This window comes from Nocardia sp. NPDC051833, from assembly GCF_040681225.1.
In the GTDB taxonomy this organism is placed as follows: domain Bacteria; phylum Actinomycetota; class Actinomycetes; order Mycobacteriales; family Mycobacteriaceae; genus Nocardia.
The window spans coordinates 1-19,792 of sequence record NZ_JBFAYK010000003.1 but is presented as its reverse complement, the minus strand read 5'-3'; the positions used below and the strand labels follow the sequence as shown (position 1 = coordinate 19,792).

Sequence of the window (19,792 nt, the reverse complement as noted above, 5' to 3'; positions counted from 1 at the left end):
ACCGGGAAATCCACTCCGTTCACAGCTGCACCGCCTCGTAGAGTTTGCCGATCTCGTCGCGGCCGAGCACGCGCAGCGTGCCGGGACGCTGGTCGCCCAGCGCCACCGGGCCGATGTGGGTGCGCACCAGCCGGATCACCGGGTGGCCGACCTCGTCGAGCAGCCTACGCACGATGTGCTTGCGGCCCTCGTGCAACACGAGCTTGACCAGCGAGCGGCCCTCGTAGGCCTCGAGCAGCATGAACTTGTCGACCTTGGCCGGGCCGTCCTCGAGCTCGACACCCTCGCGCAGCCGCTTGCCCACCAGGCGGTAGTTGACCTCGCCGTTGACGGTGGCCAGGTAGGTCTTGGGGACCTCGAAGGAGGGGTGCATCAGGCGATGCGCCATCTCACCGTCGTTGGTGAGCAGCAGCAGGCCCTCGGTGTCGGCGTCGAGGCGGCCGACGTGGAACAGGCGCTGTCCGGCGGCGATCCGCTCGGCGACGATGTCGCCGACGCAGGGGCGGCCCAGATCGTCGGCCATCGTGGACTGCCAGCCCTTGGGCTTGTTCAGCACCAGGTGCACGAGTTCGTCGCGGACCACGACGCGGGTGCCGTCGACGCGCACGACCGCGTTCTCCGGATCGACGCGCAGACCCTGCTCGCGCACGATCTTGCCGTCGACCTCGACGCGACCGGCGGCGATCATGTCCTCGGCCGCGCGGCGCGAGGCCACCCCGGCCTTGGCGAGCACCTTCTGCAACCGTTCGCCCTCGCCCCAGGGCAGCTTCTTCGGGCCCTCGGTGTTCTCGGCGTGCTGGTGGCGGGCCGGCTTGGCGTTGTTCAGGATCGTCGGCGCGACGACCTTGCGCTGCGGCTTGGCCGACTTGGTCTTGCGCACGGGCGCCTGCGAGGTCGCGGGGCGGGCGGTGCTGCCCGCGCGCTGCGTGCCGCGCGGCTGGTAGCCACCCTCACGACGGTCGTCGCCGCCGCGCTCGTAGCCGCCGCGACGGTCGTCGCCACCGCGGTCGTAGCCGCCACGCCGATCGTCGGTCGCGCCGCGCTGGTAGCCGCGTCCCGTCGATCCGCGCCGATCGTCGGCGCCGCGGGTGAAGCCACCCGAGGAGCTGCGGCGGCCGGTCGACTCACCACGCTCGTATCCGCCGGTGCCGCGGCTGCCCGACTGCCCGGTGCGCGCGGTGCCGCCGCGAGTTCCCGCGGTCCGGTTCGCGCCGCTACGGGGCTGGTCGCTGCGTTTTCTTCGGTCCGGTGTGCCATCTCGGCGAGCGGAAGTATTCATCTGTCCTGTCAATCGTCGGTGCCGAGGTCCATGTCGGACTCGGCCGGTTTCTGCAGCCTGGTGAACCGTGGATCGGTCTCCAGGCTCTCGCTGATCTCGTCGATCAGGTCGACGCCGGGAAGCAGCGGCGCCAGCGGTGGCAGGTCGCCCAGTGAGGCGAGCCCGATCCGTTCGAGGAACAACTCGGTGGTGCGGTACAGCGTGCCGTTGGTCTCCGGGTCCTGACCCGCTTCCGCGATCAAGCCCCTGGCCAGCAGTGTGCGCATCACTCCGTCGACGTTCACCCCGCGAACCGCGCTGACCCTGGTCCGGGTCACCGGCTGGCGGTAGGCGATCACCGCCAAGGTCTCCAAGGCGGCCCGGGTGAGCTTCGTCCGAGCCCCGTCGAGCAGTACACGCTCGACATAGGGCGCGTACTCCTGTCGAGTATAGAAGCGCCAGCCGTCGCCGACGAAACGCAGGTCGATGCCGCTGCCCCGCGCGGTCAGCTCCGCCGACATGGTTCGCAGGGTGGTCTCGACCCGCTCGGCGGTGTCGTCCAGGGCCGCGGCCAGCTGTTCTACCGGCGCGGGAGCGTCGACGACGAGCAACATCGCCTCGAGCGCCGAACGCAATTCCGCCTCGTCGAGCGGCTCGGAAGTGAACTCCGCCACTACCTCGATCATCCGTAGTCCTCCTCGAACGTCAACGCCGCCGCTTCGGCATCGGGATCCAGCTCGCCGAGCCAGCTCACGGCCAGCGGGCCGAGCGGATCGGGCTGGTCGAACGCGATGGTCTTGCCCCGGTACAGCTCCAGCAACGCCAGGAACCGGGCGACGATTTCCACCGGGACCGTGCAATCGGCCACCAGTTCGGCGAAGGTCGTCCAGCCGCCGGGCCCCCGTTCCTTGAGCCGGGCCAGGACGAGCTCGGCCTGCTCGGCGACCGAGATGGTGTGCATGTGCAGGTGCGCGAGGCCGACCTGCGGGACCGGGCGCGGCCGGAACGCCGCCGCCGCGATCTCGGCGAACGCGCTGATGTCGACGCCGAGGGTCACCTCGGGCAGCAGCCCCTCGAACTGCTCCTCCAGCGCCACCGAGCGCGGATACCGGCGCAGCGCGGCCGCTTCCAGCTCGGCGAGCAGTTCGGCCACCTGCTTGAACGCCCGGTACTGGAGCAGGCGGGCGAACAGCAGGTCGCGTGCGTCGAGCAGTTCGAGGTCGTCGGCGTCGGTCATCTCGCCCGAGGGCAGCAGCCGGGCCGCCTTCAGGTCGAGCAGCGTCGCAGCGACGACGAGGAATTCGGTGGTCTGGTCGAGGATCTTGTCCGCGCGCAGCTTGGTGTTCTCGGCGAGCTCGGCGGTCAGCGCCTTGGTGTAGGCGATGAACTCGTCGGTGACCTGATGCAGCGCGACCTCGGTGACGTCGAGTTTGCGCGAGCTGATCAGCGTCAGCAGCAGGTCGAACGGCCCCTCGAAGTTCTTCAGCCGCAGGTGGAACCCGGTGTTCTCGGCGGCGGGTGCCGCTTCTTGCCGATCCTCACGCACCTCGGGTGTTGCGTCGATCACCGGCCCGACCGGTGGATGACCTCGCGTGCCATCGCCCGATACGACTCGGCGCCCGCCGATTTCGGGGCCCAGGTGGTGATCGGTTCACCGGCGACGCTGGCGTCGGGGAACCGCACGGTGCGGGAGATCGCGGTGTCGTAGACCAGGTCACCGAAGACCTCGACCACCCGCGACATCACCTGGCGGGAGTGCAGCAACCGGGCGTCGAACATGGTGACCACGATGCCGTACAGGCTCAGGCGCGGGTTGAGCCGGTCGCGCACCTTCTCCACGGTGTCGTTGAGCAGCGCGAGGCCGCGCAGCGAGAAGTACTCGCACTCCATCGGGATGATCACGCCGTCCGAGCAGGCCAGCGCGTTGACGGTGAGCAGACCGAGCGAGGGCTGGCAGTCGATGAGGATGTAGTCGTAGCGGTCGCGCACGCCCGCCAGCGCCCGGCCCAGCGACTGCTCCCTGCCCACCTCGTTGACCAGCTGGATCTCGGCCGCGGAGAGGTCGATGTTGCTGGGTAACAGGTCCATCCCGTCGACCTTGGTGGTCTGCAGGACGTCGTCGACGGTGGCCTTCCCGCCGATCAGCAGGTTGTGCACGGTGAGGTCGAGATCGTGGTGGGCCACACCGAGCCCGGCCGAGAGCGCGCCCTGCGGATCGAGGTCGACGAGCAGGACGCGGCGGCCGTATTCGGCCAGGGCCGCACCGAGATTGATGGTCGAGGTGGTCTTGCCGACCCCGCCCTTCTGGTTGCACATGGCCACCACCAGCGCGTCACCGTGACGCTGCACCTGCGGCGGCTCGGGTACCAGTCGCAGCGGGCGCCCGGTCGGGCCCATCTCGACGGCCTCGGCGACCTCGTCCGGTCCACCGTCCCACGGTGTTTCCGCTGTCGTCACGATCCGCTGCTCCTTATACGTGTCCTACCGGTAACCCCTGTCGAGGGTAGCGAGGCCGATTCGGGCCCGGACTCGCTTTCGTACGGTCCAGCTCTTGGGGGTAGACGCTACCGCTCGGACCGGTGAGGTACAGCATGGCAACGCCGGGCGTGTTCGCACGATACCCGCTGGACGCGACCGCGCACCGCCGCTTTCACCTGGCCCGCGGATGCGCGGTCGCCCACACCTCGCGCAGCGTGCTCACCGTCACGAGGGTGTAGATCTGAGTCGTCGTGACCGAAGCATGCCCGAGCAGTTCCTGCACCACGCGCACATCGGCGCCGCCGTCGAGCAGGTGGGTGGCGAAGGAGTGCCGCAGGGTGTGCGGCGACACCGTCGCCCCGATCCCGGCGCGCTCGGCGGCGGTCTGCAATACCTGCCAGGCGCTCTGCCGCGACAGCCTGCCGCCGCGCGCGTTGAGGAAAAGGGCTCCCCCGGAACCCTTTCCGGCCGCGGCCAGGGTCGGGCGACCGCGTACCAGGTAGGCATCGACCGCGGCGAGCGCGGGCCTGCCGATGGGGACGAGCCGTTGCTTGCCGCCCTTGCCGTGCAGCACCACGCACCGCTGTTCGGCGTCGAGGTCGTCGACGTCGAGGCCGACCATCTCCGAGATGCGCGCGCCGGTGGAGTACAGCAGTTCCAGCAGGGCGCGGTCCCGCAATCCCCGCGGTCCGCCGTCGGCCCCACCCGAATCACCGTCGCCACCCGCGGCCTCGAGCACCCGCAGCACCTGGTCGTAGGGCAATGCCTTGGGCAGCCGCCGACCCGGCGCCGGCGGTTTCACCGCGTGCGCCACATCGGTGTCGGTGAGACCTTCGGCCGCGGCGAAGCGGTGCAGGCCACGCACCGCGATCAAGGCCCTGGCCACCGACCCGGCGGCCAGCGGCGGATGATCCTCGCCGCCGGACCGCAACGCCATGGTGAACTCAGCGACATCGCCCTGCGCGACGGCCGCGAGATTCGCGATGCCACGTCCGGTGAGGAAGGCGCGGTAGCGGGCCAGGTCCCGCCGGTAGGCGCCGAGGGTGTTGCGCGCGGCTCCGCGCTCGACCGCCAGATGGTCGAGGTAGGCGTCGATCTCCCGCGCGAGCACGCCCGAGCCGCCTAGTCCCCGCCGACCACTGTCACGATCCGCTTCCGGCGCGTGCCTCGGCGGCCTTGCGCCGCAGGAAGGCGGTCGGCTGACCCGGCCACGGCGCGTCGGCCGGGCGTAGCGGCACGGTGCCCGCCGCGGCCGCCGCGTAGGCGAGCACCCCGGCGACCGCCGTCGCGTTCACGATCTCCCCGGCCAGCGCCGCGCGGACCGCCTCGGCGACCGGCATCCGGACCAGCTCGAGATCTGCCTCCTCGTGCTCCGGCTCCGGCCGGTCGGTGGCGGAGAGCCCGGTCGCGAAGAACACCCGCAGCGCCTCGTCGGTGAATCCCGGCGACAACGCGACGTCCACCAGCACCGACCACTCGGCGGCGGCCAGGCCCGTCTCCTCGGCCAGCTCGCGCTTGGCCGCGGTGAGCGGGTCCTCGCCGTCGATGTCGAGCAGCCCGGCGGGCAGTTCGAGCAGCCGGGTACCGATCGGATGCCGGTACTGGCGGATCAGGACGACATTGCCGTCCGCGTCGAGCGCGAGCACCGCGACCGCGCCGTGGTGCTCGATGACCTCACGCTCGGCGACCCGCCCGTCCGGCATCGCGACCTGATCCTGGCGCAGGGCCAGGATCGCGCCGCTGTAGAGCACCCGGCTGGCGACCGTCTCGAAGTCATGACTACCGGGCTGGCTCACGTCGCTGCTCTCTCTCAGAGATCCGCGGCCTGCTCCGCGAGCTCTTCCTCCGGGAAGTCTACGGGAAGGCGTTCGGCCAGTTTGTATTTCAACGCCGCGTTGATCAGCGCGGCGAACAGCGGATGCGGCCTGGTCGGACGGCTCTTGAGCTCCGGGTGCGCCTGGGTGGCGACGAAGAACGGATGCACCGAGGCCGGGTACTCCACGAACTCCACCAGGTGCCCGTCGGGCGAGGTGCCCGAGAACACCAGCCCGCTCTTGGCGATGGCGTCGCGGTAGGCGTTGTTCACCTCGAACCGGTGCCGGTGCCGCTCGGAGACGTGCTCGGAGCCGTACGCCTGCGCGACGACCGAGCCCTTCTGCAGGGTGGCCGGGTAGGCGCCAAGGCGCATGGTGCCGCCCAGATCGGCCTCGCCCGCGACGACGTCTTCCTGGTCGGCCATGGTCGAGATGACCGGGTTCTTCGTGTCGGGCTCGAACTCGGCCGAGTTGGCGTCTTCGATGCCGACCGAGCGCGCCGCTTCGATGACCACGCACTGCAGGCCGAGGCACAGGCCGAGCAGCGGGATCCCGCGGTGCCGGGCGTACCGGATGGCACCGAGCTTGCCCTCGATGCCGCGGATACCGAAACCACCGGGGATCAGCACCGCGTCGACGTCGCGCAGCGCAGCCTGGGCGCCCGCCTCGGTCTCGCACTCGTCGGAGGGCACCCAGCGGATGTTCACCTTCGAGCGGTGCGCGAAGCCACCGGCGCGCAGCGCCTCGGTCACCGACAGGTAGGCGTCGGGCAGGTCGACGTACTTGCCGACCAGCGCCACCTCGACGGTCTCGCGCGGGGAGTGCACGCGGTCGAGCAGGTCGCCCCACACGGCCCAGTCCACGTCGCGGAACGGCAGGCCGAGCTTGCGCACCACGTAGGCGTCGAGGCCCTCGCTGTGCAGCACCTTCGGGATGTCGTAGATCGACGGCGCGTCCGGGGTGGAGATGCACGCCTCCACGTCGACGTCGCACATCAGCGCGATCTTGTTCTTGAGCCCCTGCGGCACCTCGCGGTCGCAGCGCAGGATCAGCGCGTCGGGCTGGATGCCGATGTTGCGCAGCGCGGCCACCGAGTGCTGCGTCGGCTTGGTCTTGAGCTCGCCCGAGGGCGCCAGGTACGGCACCAGCGACACGTGCAGGAAGAACACGTTGTCGCGGCCCACGTCGTGGCGGATCTGGCGCGCCGCCTCGAGGAACGGCTGCGACTCGATGTCACCGACGGTGCCACCGATCTCGGTGATCACCACATCCGGCACCTGACCCTCGAGATCGGGACCCTGCATCGCCATGATGCGGTTCTTGATCTCGTCGGTGATGTGCGGGATCACCTGGACCGTGTCGCCCAGGTACTCGCCGCGGCGCTCCTTGGCGATGACCGTCGAATAGATCTGCCCGGTGGTCACGTTCGCGTCCTTGGATAGGTCGCGATCGAGGAACCGCTCGTAGTGGCCGACATCCAGATCGGTCTCGGCGCCGTCTTCGGTGACGAACACCTCGCCGTGCTGGAACGGGTTCATGGTGCCCGGATCGACGTTCAGATACGGGTCGAGTTTCTGCATCGTCACCCGCATGCCACGCGCGGTCAGCAACTGACCGAGGCTGGAGGCGGTGAGACCCTTACCCAAAGAGGAGGCGACGCCACCGCTCACGAAGATGTGCTTGGTGGCATTTCGAGCCTGATTCCGTGTTTGACCCACGGAACTCCAGAGTAACAGGTCCGCCTCCCCGAGTATTTTGCGTGCCGTTTGCGAGGGGGCGTGTCGCGCGTCGGGCCGGCGGTTCAGCGGTCGCGGACCTCTGGGCGTACCCGGCGAGTTACCCATGTCCCATCGAAATCAGCTGTCCCGATCCGTCGCCTGAAGCAGCGATTCAGCGAGGCATCGCGACCATCGTCAACGACGTCGCCGTCGGGCCGGTGCCGTAGCGGCCCGCGCCGCCGGAGAGTTGCTCGGTGAAGGCGAGAGCTGTTGTGACCCTGCCGATTTCGCGGTCGACATTGTCGACCGTGGTGACCGTGGTCGCCAGCGGAGCCTGCGCCCGGACGTGGGCGATGGCGGCGTTGCCCTCGGCGGCTCCGGCGCGCCCGGCGAGCACCGTGCCCGCCGCCCTGGCACGGACCGCGCCGGTGAAGCGGGCGATAGTCGCGCCCTGCCCACTGTCGGATGCGACACCGTTGCCGGTGACCACGACGGCGAGTTGCGCGGGTCGCACGGGAGTGTCGCCGTAGGCGAGGAAACCGCCACCGCGCAAGGTCTCCAGGACCAGGGCGAGTTCGGGGGCGGTGCTGCGCGGCTGGTTGGTCGCCGGGTCGAGCAGCAGGGTCAGGCCGAGCAGGTCGCCCGCCATGCTGCCCTGGTCGACGGCGCCGGTCCGCAGCTGCGCGCCTGCGGGGACGATATTGGTCAGGGCCGAGCGCATCCGGTCGCCCTCCCCCGCGTCGACGAAGGCGTCGGTGAGCGCGATCCGGCCGGTCACCTGCGCGCCCGCGGTCTCGAGCGCCCTACTCACCCCGTCGATGTCGCCGGGATCGGCGTCGGGCGTGGTGAACACGACCACGCTGCGGTCGGCCAGGGTGCCGCCGAGCAGCCTGCCCGAGGAGTCGGCGATGAAGCGGTCGGCGGCGTCGAGGCGGGCGGTGAGCTGGTCGTTCTGCGCGCTCAGCGCGTCGACCTGGCCGCGCAGGTCGTCCTTGTCCGACCGCAGCCCGGACAGCATGTCCGAGGCCAGGGTCTGCGAGCCGAGCACCACCCCGACGGCCAGGGCGAGGAAGATCGCGGCGATCGAGATGGCATGGTGACGCAGCGAGATCACAGCAGACCACGCACCCACAGGACGAAGCGGTTCCAGTACTCGACGGCCCAGTCCAGCACCTCGGATCCGTTGTGCGAGGCCAGGATCACCACCACGATCGCGACCAGTGCCGCCAGCACCACGAGCGCCAGCGCGGCGCCGGAGGACCGCTGCCGGTACAGCGTGGAGACGGCCTTGGCGTCGACGAGTTTCGCGCCGACCTTGAGCCGGGTCAGGAAGGTCGCCGGATTGCTGTCACGGCGACCGCGATCGAAGAAGTCCTCCAGCGAGGCGGGCGCGCCGGCCAGCACGATCAGCGACGCGCCGTGATGATCGGCCAGCATCAGCGCCAGATCGGTCGGCGAGCCCGACGAGGGGAATGTGGTCGCCCCGATGCCGAGGTCCTGGATGCGCTCGAGGCCCTTGGCGTGCCCGTCGGTGTCGGCGGGCAGGATCATCTCGGCACCGGATCGCAGGGTCTCGGTGCTGATCTCGTCGGGATCGCCGACGATCAGATCCGGCTTGTACTTGAGCTTGCGCAGGGTGTCGGCGCCCCGGCCGACACCGATCAGGATCGGCGCGTACTCCTTGATGAACGGCTTGAGCCGCTGCAATTCCTCCTGGTGCCCCGACCCGTCGGCGACGACGACCACGTGCCGATTGCGCAGCTCCAGCTCGATATCGGGGACACCGATGCCGTCGATGAGCAGCGCGCTCTCGGTGCGGACGAACTCGGTGGTGTTGCCGGCGAACGCGTCGAGGTGATCGGCCAGGCCGTTGCGTGCCTCGATCATCCGGTCGGCGATGGCCGACTCGTCGAACTCGATACCCTCGACCAGGACCTCGGGTTCCTTCTTGGTCAGCTTGTCCGCGTAGACGATGCCTTCGTCGATGCGGACCTTCATGCCGTCCTTGATCTTGCCGAAAGCGTCGGCCGACACCGCGTCCATCAGCACGATCCCGTTGGCCACCAGCACTTCCGGGCCCAGGTTGGGATAGCGACCGGAGATGGACGGCGAGGTGTTGATCACCGCGACGACGCCCGCCTCGACCAGCCGGTCGGCGGTGTGGCGGTCCAGGTCGGTCTCGTCGAGGACCACGACATCCCCGGGACCGACGCGCCGCAGCAATCGCCGGGTGTTGCGATCCACCCGGGCGATCCCGGTGACACCGGGCAGCGTTTCGGTGTTCCTCGACAACAACGCCGGCATCTTCATGTGGCCGATGATGCGGGCAAACCCTCAACCTTTGGTGGAGGCGCGCCGAATCACCGGTCACATTCGTCACTGTGATCCGCGAACACAGCAACCCGCCGGCATCGTCGCCGAGTGAGGATTCAGCGGGCCTGGAAGGTGCCGTAGCCGGGCAGCACGGTCACGCTCGGACCGATATTGCCGCCGACGGACACCGAGTAGACACCGGCGACGACCTGGCCCGCGCCGGTGCGCACTGCGACGGGACCGACCGGGCACTGCGCGGGCTCGGTGCACGGGTGGATATAGGGAACGTCGGCGATCCCCGATTCGCCGGTGGTCACGTTGAGCCACTGCACACGGGCCCGCAACCACGGGGAACCGTCGCCCTTGTAGGGCAGCACGGCGGTGACGCCGAAGGACGTCTGCCCCGGCTGCTCACCCGTCGTCGCCGTGACGGTGACGTGGTCGGTGCCGGGTCCGTTCATACTCCAGCCCCACAGGGCCGCGGCCCCGGGGAACGTGGTGGTCACCGGCTCGGCGGCGGCGAGGCCGGTCGCGCCGAGCACTGCCGCCGCGGCGACCGCGGCCGTTCCGCCGATCCTGCTGATCCATCGCATCGTCTCGCGCTTCCTCTCGGTCGGCCCACCGCCGGGGCGGGGACATTCCACAAAGTTCGGCTAACCAACGATCTCCGGTCAGTATGTCGGACACCGCCGCGCGAGGGTTACGCCTCCTCGTTCTCCCGCAACTTCCCGGCGACCTCGAGCGAGGTGGCGTGCAGGCGATCGAACAGGTCGAGCACCAGGGCGAGCTGCTCGTCGGAGTAGTCGTCGAGCGCGGCGGCGAAGCTGCGCGCGAGCAGTTCGTAGTGCGGGGCGATCTCGTCGATGCGCGCCGGGATCGCCGTGACGATCACCCGCCGCCGATCCGCGACATCGTGTTCCCGGCGCACATATCCCGCGGCCAGCAGCCGGTCGACCATCTTGGTGACCGCGCCGGTGGTGAGCGCGGTCTGCGCGGCCAGCTCCCCCGCGGTCGCCGGCCCGCCCAGCCGCAGCATGTTCAGGCAGCGCAGGTCGGTGACGTGCAGACCGAGCTTGTCGGCGACGGCCAGGTGCAGCATCACGCCGTCGGTCGCGCTGCGCTGCGCGGCGACCGTCAACGCGGCCGCGAGCTCGGCCCTCCTGTCGGCCATCTCTTGACACCTTCCACTCCGCCCGTAATCATCTTCCTTAGTAAGATAATTACTGAAGACACTACTTCCCGGATCGACCTCTGACCGATCGATCCTAGTTTCCGGAGGATGTCATGACCGAGACCCGATCCGACGACAGCGCGATCCGCGCCCTGTTCACGGCGACGAGCGAGGCCTGGGCCGCCGGTGACGCGCGCGCCTTCGCCGCCGCGTTCACCGACGACGCCGACTACGTCACCTGGTTCGGCCGCCACTACACCGGTCGCGACGCCATCGAGGCCTGTCACGCCGACCTGTTCGCCACGTACCTGAAGAACACCCGGCTCGACGGCGAGATCACCCGGCTGCGCTTCCTCACCCCCGATGTCGCGGTCGTCGACGGCCGGGGCGCGGTGGTCAAGGGCAAGCGCACGCGCACCCGGCGCAACACCAAGGACAACATCTATGTCGCGGTGCGTCAGGACGGCGCGTGGCGCTTCGCCGCGTTCCACAACACGAAATACCACTGGTTCTTCGATGCGATGGCGGCCAGGTCGGAGCGGGGCTGAGATCTACCCGTATGCTGCGGGTCACAGATACCTCGGACAGGAGACCATCCATGCCCCGCAGCACCGTCGAGACGGTTTTCGACGCACCTCGTGACATCGTCTACCGCCTTTTCACCGAGCGTGAGGCCGTCAGCCCCTACCTGCCGATCCAGGTCAAGCTGATCAAGCAGGGCGACCCGGCCACCGGCGTCGGCGCACAGCACGTGCTCGGCTTCGGTAAGGCGGGCGTCACTGAGGAGATCACCGCGCTGGTCCCCGGCGAACGCATGGAGTACAAGATCGTCAAGGGCGCGCCGGTCAAGCGCCACGTCGGCATCATCACCTTCGCCGACACCAGCTCCGGCGGCACCCGGGTGGTCTACACGATGGAGTCCGAGCCGTCGCTGCCCGTGCCTGCGCCGGTCCTCGAATTCGGCCTGCGTCAGCTGACCAACCAGCTCATCGGCGGCGTCCGCAAAGCCCTGAAGTAGATCGCGTCGACGTCGCCCGCGTCTCGCGCGGGCGACGCCACCCGCGCGATCAGGCCGGCGTGCGCTCCGCGCGCGCGGTCTCCAGCAGTTCCTCCGCGTGCGCGCGGCCGGTCTCGGTGTCGTCGAGGCCCGCGAGCATGCGCGCCAGTTCGACCACCCGCTCGTCGTCGGTCAGCGTGCGAACTCCGCTGTCCACCTTGCCTTTTCCGTCGTCGGACTTGTTCACCACCAGGTGGGTGTCGGCGAAAGCGGCCACCTGCGGCAGGTGGGTCACCACGATCACCTGATGGGTGCGCGCCAGCCGCGCCAGCCGCTTTCCGATCTCGACCGCCGCCCGGCCGCCGACCCCCGCGTCGACCTCGTCGAACACCATCGTCGCGCCGTGATCCGAACCGGCCAGCACCACCTCGAGCGCGAGCATCACCCGCGAGAGCTCACCGCCGGAGGCGCTCTTGCTCAACGGCAGCGATTGCGCGCCGGAATGGGCCGAGAGCCGGAACTCCACCTCGTCCACGCCGTGCGACCCGGCGTGCAGCCGCGCGCCGTCGATCTCGATCGGCGCCGAGTCCTGTGCGTTCGCAGGCAGCTGCCGCACCTGCACCTCGAGCCGGGCCTTCCCCATCGCCAGCCCGCCGAGTTCGGTACTCACCGCCGAGGCCAGCTTGCCCGCGGTCTTCGCGCGCGCCGCGCTGAGTTTGCGCGCGGCCTCGCGCACCTTGCCCGCCGCGGTCTCCACCTCGCCGGCGAGTTTGGCCAGCGCGTCCTCGGACACGTCCAGCGAATCCAGGCGTGCGCGGGACTCGTCGGCCCAGGCGATCACGCCGTCGATGTCGGGGGCGTACTTGCGGGTCAGCGACTTCAGTTCGGCCTGGCGGGTGAGCATCGAGTCGAGCGCGCCCGGGTCCGACGGCAGTTCCGAGAGATAGCCGCTGAGTTCGGTGGTCACGTCGACGACCACCGCGATCGCCTCGCCCAGCCGCGGCGCGAGCGCGGTCAGCCCCGGATCGTCGGCGGAATCCAGCCGGGCCCGCGCACCGCCGAGCAGATCGAGCACGCCGCCACCGTCGGCGGCGGAGTCGGCCGGACCGGACAGCGCCTCGTGCGCGGCGACCGCGGCCTCGCGCAGTGAATCCAGATCGCTGAGCCTGCGGATCTCGGCGACGAGCCGGGTGTCCTCACCGGGTTCCGGTGCGATGCCGTCGATCTCGGCCAGCGAATGCTTGAGCCGGTCGGCCTCGAGCGCCAGCTCCCGGCTGCGCGCGGTCCGCTCCAGCAGTTCCGAGCGGGCGTCGAGCCACGTCCGGCGATGCACCTGGTACTTGCGCAGCAGCCCGGCGACGCCGTCGCCCGCGAACTGGTCGAGCGCGGCGAGCTGCTGCTCGGGCCGCTGCAACCGCAACTGGTCGTTCTGGCCGTGCACGGTCAGCAGCCGGGAGGTGAACTCACCGAGCACCGCGGCGGGCACGCCGCGGCCGCCCAGGTGCGCGCGGGAGCGCCCGTCACTGTTGACGGTGCGGACCGCGATCACGCTGCCGTCCTCGTCGGCCTCGGCGGCAGCCGATTCCAGCACCTCGCCGACGGCCGTGCGGGCCGCGTCGTTGACGTCGTCGATGACGAATCGCCCCTCGACCACGGCCTTGGCCGCCCCGAGCCGCACCCGCCCGGCGTCGGCGCGGGCGCCGCTGAGCAGATGCAGGCTGGTGACCACCATCGTCTTGCCCGCACCGGTCTCACCGGTGAGGACGGTCAGGCCCGCATGGAACTGCGCGGTGGCCGTCGAGATGACGCCGAGTCCGTCAATCCTGATCTCTGTCAGCATCGCGGCTGTTCTCCGTTCGCTGTCTACCCCGCCAGCCGGTGACCGGCAGCTGGAACTTCCGCACCATCCGGTCGGCGAACGGCGCGGAATCCAGCCGCACCCACCGCACCGGTCGTTCGCCGCGGACCACTTCGGCGCGGCCGCCGCGCGGCAGCGCCAGGGTGCGCCTGCCGTCGAGGAACACGATCGCGTCGTGCCCGGTCGCCACCGTCTCCACCGCGATCAGCGATTCCGGGCTGGTCACCAACGGCCGCGCGAACAGCGCGTGCGCGTTGCTCGGGATGACCAGCATCGCTTCGAGTTCCGGCCACACCACCGGCCCGCCCGCCGAGAACGCGTAGGCCGTCGACCCGGTGGGGGTGGAGATGAGGATGCCGTCGCAGCCGAACGACGACACGGGCCTGCCGTCGACCTCGAGCACTACTTCGAGCACGCCCATGCGCTGGGCATTCTCGAGGCTGGCCTCGTTGAGCGCCCACCCGCGTTCGACGATCGAGTCGTCGACGCGAACGGTGACGTCGATGGTCATCCGGTCTTCCACGCGGTAGTCGCGGTCGACCACCTGGGCCAGCGCCTCGTCGAGATGCTCGGCCTCGGCCTCGGTGAGGAAACCGATGCGGCCCAGGTTGATGCCGAGGACCGGCACCCCGGACGGGCGGCCGAGTTCGGCGGCGCGCAGGAAGGTGCCGTCGCCGCCGAGCGCGAGCACCATCTCGCAGCCGATCGCCGCGGAGGGGCTGTGCGGCACCACCCGCACCGGGTAACCGGCGGGCTCGTTCTCGAACCGGGTGCTGTCGGCCTCGTCGGCCAGCACCCGCAGGCAGATGCCCGCCTCGGCGAAGATCTTCGCCACCCGGTGCGCGGTCTCGATGATCTCCGCGCGGCCGGGATGGGCGACGAGCAGGATCTCCCTGCCGCCGTCGTGCGTGTTCACTGGGGACCTTCCTCGACCGCGCGGGCGACCAGCGCTGCCACCGCCGCGGCGTCGTAGTCGAACGGGCCGACCTTGCGCAGCCACAGGAAGTACTCGACATTGCCCGACGGACCGGGCAGCGGGCTGGCGACGACGCCCTGCGTGCGCAGCCCGAGCGCGCCCGCCGCGGCGGCCACCTCGCCCACCACCTCGGCGCGCAGGGCAGGATCGCGCACCACCCCGCCGGAACCGACCCGCTCCTTGCCGACCTCGAACTGCGGCTTCACCATCGGCAGCAGATCGGCGCCGTCGGCGGCACACGCGGCGAGCGCGGGCAGCACCAGGCCCAGCGAGATGAACGACAGGTCACCGACGACGGATTCGACTGTGCCGCCGATGATCTCGGGGGTGATGTTGCGCACGTTGGTGCGGTCGTACACCCGGACCCGGTCGTCGTTCTGCAACCGCCAGATCAGCTGGCCGTACCCGACGTCGACCGCGGCCACCTCCTTCGCGCCGCGCGAGAGCAGCACATCGGTGAATCCACCGGTCGACGCGCCCGCGTCCAGACAGCGCTTGCCCGCGACGCTGAGGCCCTGCGGCTCGAACGCATCGAGCGCGCCGAGCAGCTTGTGCGCCCCGCGCGACGCCCACGACACCTCGTCGGGTTCCTCCCGCACGATCAGCGGGGTTCCGGTCTCCACCGCCGTCGCCGGTTTCACGGCCACGGTGCCGGCAATCAGGACGCGGCCCGCGCTGATCAGCTCGACCGCGTGTTCTCGCGATCGCGCCAATCCCCGGCGAACCAGTTCGGCGTCCACACGCGCTCGCCTGGCCACCTCAGATCTTGTCCACTGTCGCCAGGGCGTCCACCAGTACGTCGTGCGCCTGCTCGAGAATGCGCGCACGCCGGGTGATGTCGGCTCCCGTCTCGGTGTTCTCGGCCGGTCCGGTCGCGACCGGTACCGGGCCGAGCTCGGCCAGCAGCGCGTCGACCTCGGCCTTGATCCGATGCGGGTCGGCCGGTTCCTGCCGCGCCTGACCACCGGGCAGGTGACTGCCGGGCAGGGGGATCCCGGGACGGGGTGGCTGCGGCGCGCCGGGCGTCGGTGAACTCGGAGTACTCATCGTGTCGTCAACGCTATCGGATTTCCGAATCGACTGCGCGCACGCGTACCGCCCGGCCGGGGTGCTGTCGCAACAGTTCCGCGACCGCTGCGGGCGCGACCGCCTCGGGCACGATGTCGTCGTTGAGCGCGTCGAGCGAGGTGGCGATGAAGGTGGGCATCTGGGCCGGCGGCGCGATCAGGACATCCTCTAGCGTGCTGACACCCGTGAGTACGAGCAGCGAGTCGAGCCCGAGCCCGTTGGCGCCCTCGATATCGGTGTCGAGACGATCGCCGACGACCAGCGCGGCCCGGGCGCCCGCGCGCTCCAGCGCGTCTTCCATCAGCGGCGCGAACGGCTTGCCCGCCACCAGCGGCTCCCGATCGGAGGCGGTACGCAGCGCGGCGACCATCGAGCCGTTGCCCGGTGCCAGCCCGCGCTCGTTGGGCAGGGTGCGATCGGTGTTGGCGGCGATCCACAGCGCGCCCGCCCGCAGCGCGTAGGCGGCTTCGGCGAGGTCGGGCCAGGCCGTGGTGGGCGAATGGCCCTGCACGACGGCGTCGGGCGGGGTGTCGCCGAAGCGCCGGATCGGCTCCAGCCCGACCGCGGTGATCTCGGCGGCCAGATCGTCGGTACCGACGACGAGCACCCGGGAACCGGGAGCCAGTCGATGCGCCAGCATCCCGGCCGCGGCCTGCGCGCTGGTCACCACGTCGTCGGTGGTCGCCGGGTAACCCAGCTCCGCCAGGTGCTCGGCCACCGGACCGGGCCCACGGGCCGCGTTGTTGGTGACGTAGACCAGCCGCTGCGCCGATTCACCGTCCGGGGCGAGCGCTTTCGGGCCGCCGTCGATCACCTCGGGACCGCGGTACAGCGTTCCGTCCAGGTCGAGCAGCAAAGCGTCGTATTGATCGCGTAGCCGGTTCACACACCCTCACTCCGTCGTCATGCCGGGCCGAGCACCTGCGCCGACCCTAGGCGAGGCCACCGACAGGTCCGCGTCCACGGAACCGCCGAATCGCGCTCGCACCCTTCATGATCGAGCATGCGGAAACCGTCCGTGCACGGTGTACCGCTTTTCGGCGCCCGCCCTCGCGCGCGTCGCCGGGTGCGGTGATTCCCGTCACCCCGCCTCCTGCTCGCCGCCTTCCTGGTGCCGACGTGCCCGTTCGAGCACCCGTTCCGGAAGGAGACCGGTCCGCTGTTCGGCGACTGCTGACCCCCGAACGCGAAACGGCCGCCGGGCCGGGAACCTGCGGGGGTTCCCGGCCCGGCGGCCCTTGGCTACCGGATTACGCGTCGCCGGTGAGTTCCGCGGCGCGGTCCTCGGCGTCGGTCTCGCCGTCGAGATCGGCGGCGGCGGCATTGAGGAACCACTGCAGACCGTCGTCGGTGCGACCCGCCGCGACCAGCGCGTCGGCGTAGGCGTAGAACAGGCGCGCGGCGGCCGAGCCGGTGCGCGCCGGGTCCAGATCGGGGGTCTGCAGCGTCACGACGGCCTGGTCGAACTGCCCCAGATCCATTCGCGCACCGGCGACCACGATCCGCAGCTCGGTGGCCTCGTCACCGGTGAGCGCCTGCGCCTCGTCACTGCGGCCGAGCTCGATGGCCCGTTCCGGCCTGCCCAGACCACGCTCGCAGTCCGCCATCACCGCCAGCAGCCCGGAACCTCCGGACATCCGGCGCGCGGTACGCAGCTCGGAGAGCGCTTCCGCCCATTCTTCGGCGTGATAGGCCACCACGCCTGCGGTCTCCCTGACCACGGCGATCCGGCCCGCACGCTGCCGCGCGGCCCGCGCGTGGGCCAAGGCGAGGCGGGGATCGTCCTCGAGCAGCTCGACAGCCATCACCATGTGCCGGGCGACGGTCTCGGCGTTGTTCTTGTCCAGGCTGAGCAGATCGCGGCGCACCGCGGGATCGAGATCGGAGGCCTGCACGTCTTCCGGCAGATCCGGCTCGTCCGGACGCGCGGCACGCCGGTCCGACGACCGTCCGCCCGCGGTCCTGGCACCCTCGCCGCCACGACGCCGGTCGTCACGATCGTCGCCGCCACGGGCGCCGTAGCCGGAATCGCCGCGACGATCCGAGCGGTCCGCTGAGTCGTCGCGGTCACCGGACTCGACGGCCGCCGACTCGGTCCGCTCGTCGGCGGACTCGGCCCGCTCGATGGCTTCGGCGCGATCGTCGTCGTCCGCGAACTCCGCCCGATCGCTGTCCGCCACGTCCGCGGCGCGATCCTCGGCCGACGAGGTGTCGTCGAACTGCTCAGTGGACGCGGCGCTGTCGTCGCTCACCGTCGAATCGATGTCGGCCGAATCGCTCTCTGCGGCATCGGCGTTCGCGGCCGACGACACGACGCCGAGGACATCGCCCTCACGCTCGCGCCGCTTCTCGCGGTATGTGCCGTCCAGCGGTGCGCCGTCCTCGCCGACGTAGCGCTTCCCACCGGAATCGCCACCACGCTTGAATCCACCGCGTCCGCGATCGTCGTCACGGCGGGGGCCGCGAGCGTTGTCGTCACGCCGCTGGTATCCACCGCGATCGGAGCCCTCGCCACGGCGGAAGCCACCACGATCCGAGGAACCACGCGAACGATCGTCGCTGTCGTCGCGGCGGAAACCACCGCCCTCGTTGCGCCGGAACCCGCCACGGTCGGAACCACCACGCGAACGATCGTCACCTTCGTTGCGTCGGAAGCCACCACGGTCCGAGCCGCCCCGCGAACGGTCGTCGCCCTCGTTGCGCCGGAAGCCACCGCGATCGGAACCACCGCGCGAACGGTCGTCGCCCTCGTTGCGCCGGAAGCCACCACGATCGGAGGAGCCACGCGAACGGTCGTCGTCACCGCGGCGGAAGCCGCCCCGGTCGCCGGAACCGCCACGGCCCGCGTCGTCGCGACGCTGGTAGCCACCACGGTCACCGCTGTCGCTGCGCCGGAAACCGCCGCGATCGCCACCACGGTCGGAACCACCGCGCGAACGGTCGTCGCCTTCGTTCCTGCGGAAGCCGGAGCCACCACGGGGACGATCATCGTTGTCACGACGGAAGCCGCCGCGATCGCCGCGGTCGTAACCGCCGCGCGAGCGGTCGTCGCCCTCGTTGCGCCGGAATCCGCCACGATCGCCGCCACGGTCCGACCCGCCCCGGGGGCGGTCGTCGTCATTGCGCCGGTATCCGCCGCGATCACCGCCGCGGTCGAAACCACCCGCGGGACGGTCGGATTCATCGCGGCGGCGGAAGCCACCACGATCGCCGGAGCCGCCGCGGCCAGCATCGTCGCGACGCTGGTACCCGCCACGGTCGCTGTCGCCACGCCGGAAACCGCCCCGGTCGTTGTCGTCGCGACGCTGGTAGCCACCACGGCCCGCGTCGTCACGACGCTGGTAACCGCCGCGATCGCCACCACCACGGGGGCGGTCGTCGTCACTGCGCCGGAAGCCGCCCCGGTCACCCGAGCCGCCGCGACCGGCGTCGTCGCGACGCTGGTAACCGCCACGGTCACCGCTGTCGCTGCGCCGGAAACCGCCACGGTCACCGCCACGATCGTCGCGGTTGAAGCCGCCACGCTGGCCCTCGGAACCGCCTCGGCCACCACGATTGTCGTCGTTGCGGCGGAATCCGCCGCCTTCGCCACGGTGGTCACCGTGTCCGCCACGGGGGCGATCGGTCGGTTCGCCGCGCCGGCCGAAGCCGCGGGCGTCACCGTCCCGGCGGAAAGGCTTCCGTCCGTCGTTGTGTTCCGACACGGCGATCCCTTTCTAGATTCCCCGACCTCGGGGAGTGTTGTCGTGGCCCCGCCTACAAGAATTCAACCACGGGCGGAGGACGGGGCATCGTCCGCCCGGCGTGCCGGGGCCGTCACGGCCCACAAACGCCGATAGGGGACCCAATTCTGGGTCCCCTATCGCGAAGGATGTTCCGGCGGTGTCCTACTCTCCCACACCCTGTCGAGTGCAGTACCATCGGCGCAGGTGGCCTTAGCTTCCGGGTTCGGAATGGGACCGGGCGTTTCCCCACCGCTATAACCGCCGTAACACTATGAAACTAGACAGCGCTCCCAACATCGAGAATTGCTCTCTCAGCTGGTGTGCTGCAGTGTCTGTTGTTTCAGATACCGCACAGTGGACGCGTAACACCTTCGATAGTAAGCCCTCGGCCTATTAGTACCAGTCACCTACACACA

The 19,792-nt window shown here is 70.4% G+C and carries 20 protein-coding genes and 1 rRNA gene; 2 read left to right on the top strand and 19 right to left on the bottom strand.

The genetic code is table 11. The features are described from left to right. Nucleotides 1-19 precede the first annotated feature (19 nt). The 11 genes from AB0L91_RS24695 to AB0L91_RS24645 all read right to left on the bottom strand — a co-directional run bounded on the left by AB0L91_RS24695 (nt 20) and on the right by AB0L91_RS24645 (nt 10,752). Nucleotides 20-1,279 (bottom strand): pseudouridine synthase, encoded by a 1,260-nt coding sequence (locus tag AB0L91_RS24695; protein WP_365013792.1) that lies wholly within the window; start codon nt 1,277-1,279, stop codon nt 20-22. An 8-nt stretch (nt 1,280-1,287) separates the two neighbouring features. Beyond that, nucleotides 1,288-1,944 (bottom strand): SMC-Scp complex subunit ScpB, encoded by a 657-nt coding sequence (gene scpB / locus AB0L91_RS24690; protein ID WP_365013791.1) that lies wholly within the window; start codon nt 1,942-1,944, stop codon nt 1,288-1,290. Next, the gene (locus AB0L91_RS24685; RefSeq protein WP_355281245.1) at nt 1,941-2,804 is read right to left on the bottom strand and encodes a segregation/condensation protein A; all 864 of its coding nucleotides are present in this window, start codon (nt 2,802-2,804) and stop codon (nt 1,941-1,943) included. Before AB0L91_RS24685 ends, scpB begins: the two co-directional genes overlap by 4 nt. 17 nt (nt 2,805-2,821) lie before the next feature. After that, entirely contained in the window at nt 2,822-3,655 is an 834-nt protein-coding gene (locus AB0L91_RS24680) for a ParA family protein (protein WP_355281243.1), read from the bottom strand. A gap of 253 nt (nt 3,656-3,908) precedes the next feature. After that, complete coding sequence (gene xerD, locus AB0L91_RS24675) at nt 3,909-4,847, bottom strand: site-specific tyrosine recombinase XerD (protein WP_365013789.1); 939 nt, start codon at nt 4,845-4,847, stop codon at nt 3,909-3,911. A gap of 31 nt (nt 4,848-4,878) precedes the next feature. Further along, nucleotides 4,879-5,532: an NUDIX hydrolase gene (locus AB0L91_RS24670; protein WP_365013788.1), complete on the bottom strand. Its 654-nt coding sequence runs from the start codon at nt 5,530-5,532 to the stop codon at nt 4,879-4,881. Between the two features lie 14 nt (nt 5,533-5,546). Then, nucleotides 5,547-7,268, bottom strand: a complete 1,722-nt coding sequence (locus AB0L91_RS24665; RefSeq protein ID WP_365013786.1) for a CTP synthase — start codon at nt 7,266-7,268, stop codon at nt 5,547-5,549. A gap of 172 nt (nt 7,269-7,440) precedes the next feature. Beyond that, nucleotides 7,441-8,382, bottom strand: a complete 942-nt coding sequence (locus AB0L91_RS24660; RefSeq protein ID WP_365013784.1) for a copper transporter — start codon at nt 8,380-8,382, stop codon at nt 7,441-7,443. Next, nucleotides 8,379-9,578, bottom strand: a complete 1,200-nt coding sequence (gene steA / locus AB0L91_RS24655; protein ID WP_355281043.1) for a putative cytokinetic ring protein SteA — start codon at nt 9,576-9,578, stop codon at nt 8,379-8,381. Before steA ends, AB0L91_RS24660 begins: the two co-directional genes overlap by 4 nt. Before the next feature lie 119 nt (nt 9,579-9,697). Then, complete coding sequence (locus AB0L91_RS24650) at nt 9,698-10,174, bottom strand: hypothetical protein (RefSeq protein WP_365013782.1); 477 nt, start codon at nt 10,172-10,174, stop codon at nt 9,698-9,700. A 107-nt stretch (nt 10,175-10,281) separates the two neighbouring features. Then, on the bottom strand, nt 10,282-10,752 hold the full coding sequence (locus tag AB0L91_RS24645) for a MarR family transcriptional regulator (RefSeq protein ID WP_365013780.1): 471 nt from the start codon (nt 10,750-10,752) through the stop codon (nt 10,282-10,284). A 113-nt stretch (nt 10,753-10,865) separates the two neighbouring features. Between AB0L91_RS24645 and AB0L91_RS24640 the strand changes: the two genes are divergently transcribed. Together AB0L91_RS24640 and AB0L91_RS24635 are read left to right on the top strand one after the other, a co-directional pair. Next, nucleotides 10,866-11,300, top strand: a complete 435-nt coding sequence (locus tag AB0L91_RS24640; RefSeq protein WP_365013777.1) for an SgcJ/EcaC family oxidoreductase — start codon at nt 10,866-10,868, stop codon at nt 11,298-11,300. A gap of 50 nt (nt 11,301-11,350) precedes the next feature. Next, on the top strand, nt 11,351-11,770 hold the full coding sequence (locus AB0L91_RS24635; protein ID WP_355281035.1) for an SRPBCC family protein: 420 nt from the start codon (nt 11,351-11,353) through the stop codon (nt 11,768-11,770). Between the two features lie 49 nt (nt 11,771-11,819). Here AB0L91_RS24635 and recN read toward each other — a convergent pair whose 3' ends face one another. The 8 genes from recN to rrf all read right to left on the bottom strand — a co-directional run bounded on the left by recN (nt 11,820) and on the right by rrf (nt 19,642). Beyond that, nucleotides 11,820-13,589 (bottom strand): DNA repair protein RecN, encoded by a 1,770-nt coding sequence (gene recN / locus AB0L91_RS24630; RefSeq protein WP_365013775.1) that lies wholly within the window; start codon nt 13,587-13,589, stop codon nt 11,820-11,822. Then, nucleotides 13,567-14,523: an NAD kinase gene (locus AB0L91_RS24625; RefSeq protein ID WP_365013773.1), complete on the bottom strand. Its 957-nt coding sequence runs from the start codon at nt 14,521-14,523 to the stop codon at nt 13,567-13,569. Before AB0L91_RS24625 ends, recN begins: the two co-directional genes overlap by 23 nt. Further along, complete coding sequence (locus AB0L91_RS24620) at nt 14,520-15,341, bottom strand: TlyA family RNA methyltransferase (RefSeq protein WP_365013771.1); 822 nt, start codon at nt 15,339-15,341, stop codon at nt 14,520-14,522. The genes AB0L91_RS24625 and AB0L91_RS24620 overlap by 4 nt, the downstream gene beginning before the upstream one ends. A gap of 1 nt (nt 15,342) precedes the next feature. Further along, the gene (locus tag AB0L91_RS24615; RefSeq protein WP_365013770.1) at nt 15,343-15,630 is read right to left on the bottom strand and encodes a hypothetical protein; all 288 of its coding nucleotides are present in this window, start codon (nt 15,628-15,630) and stop codon (nt 15,343-15,345) included. A gap of 13 nt (nt 15,631-15,643) precedes the next feature. Then, on the bottom strand, nt 15,644-16,537 hold the full coding sequence (locus AB0L91_RS24610; RefSeq protein ID WP_365013768.1) for an HAD-IIA family hydrolase: 894 nt from the start codon (nt 16,535-16,537) through the stop codon (nt 15,644-15,646). A 364-nt stretch (nt 16,538-16,901) separates the two neighbouring features. Next, the gene (locus AB0L91_RS24605) at nt 16,902-17,903 is read right to left on the bottom strand and encodes a hypothetical protein (RefSeq protein WP_365013767.1); all 1,002 of its coding nucleotides are present in this window, start codon (nt 17,901-17,903) and stop codon (nt 16,902-16,904) included. After that, nucleotides 17,900-19,252, bottom strand: a complete 1,353-nt coding sequence (locus AB0L91_RS24600; RefSeq protein WP_365013765.1) for a hypothetical protein — start codon at nt 19,250-19,252, stop codon at nt 17,900-17,902. The genes AB0L91_RS24605 and AB0L91_RS24600 overlap by 4 nt, the downstream gene beginning before the upstream one ends. Before the next feature lie 273 nt (nt 19,253-19,525). Beyond that, nucleotides 19,526-19,642, bottom strand: a 5S ribosomal RNA gene (gene rrf, locus AB0L91_RS24595). Nucleotides 19,643-19,792 lie beyond the last annotated feature (150 nt).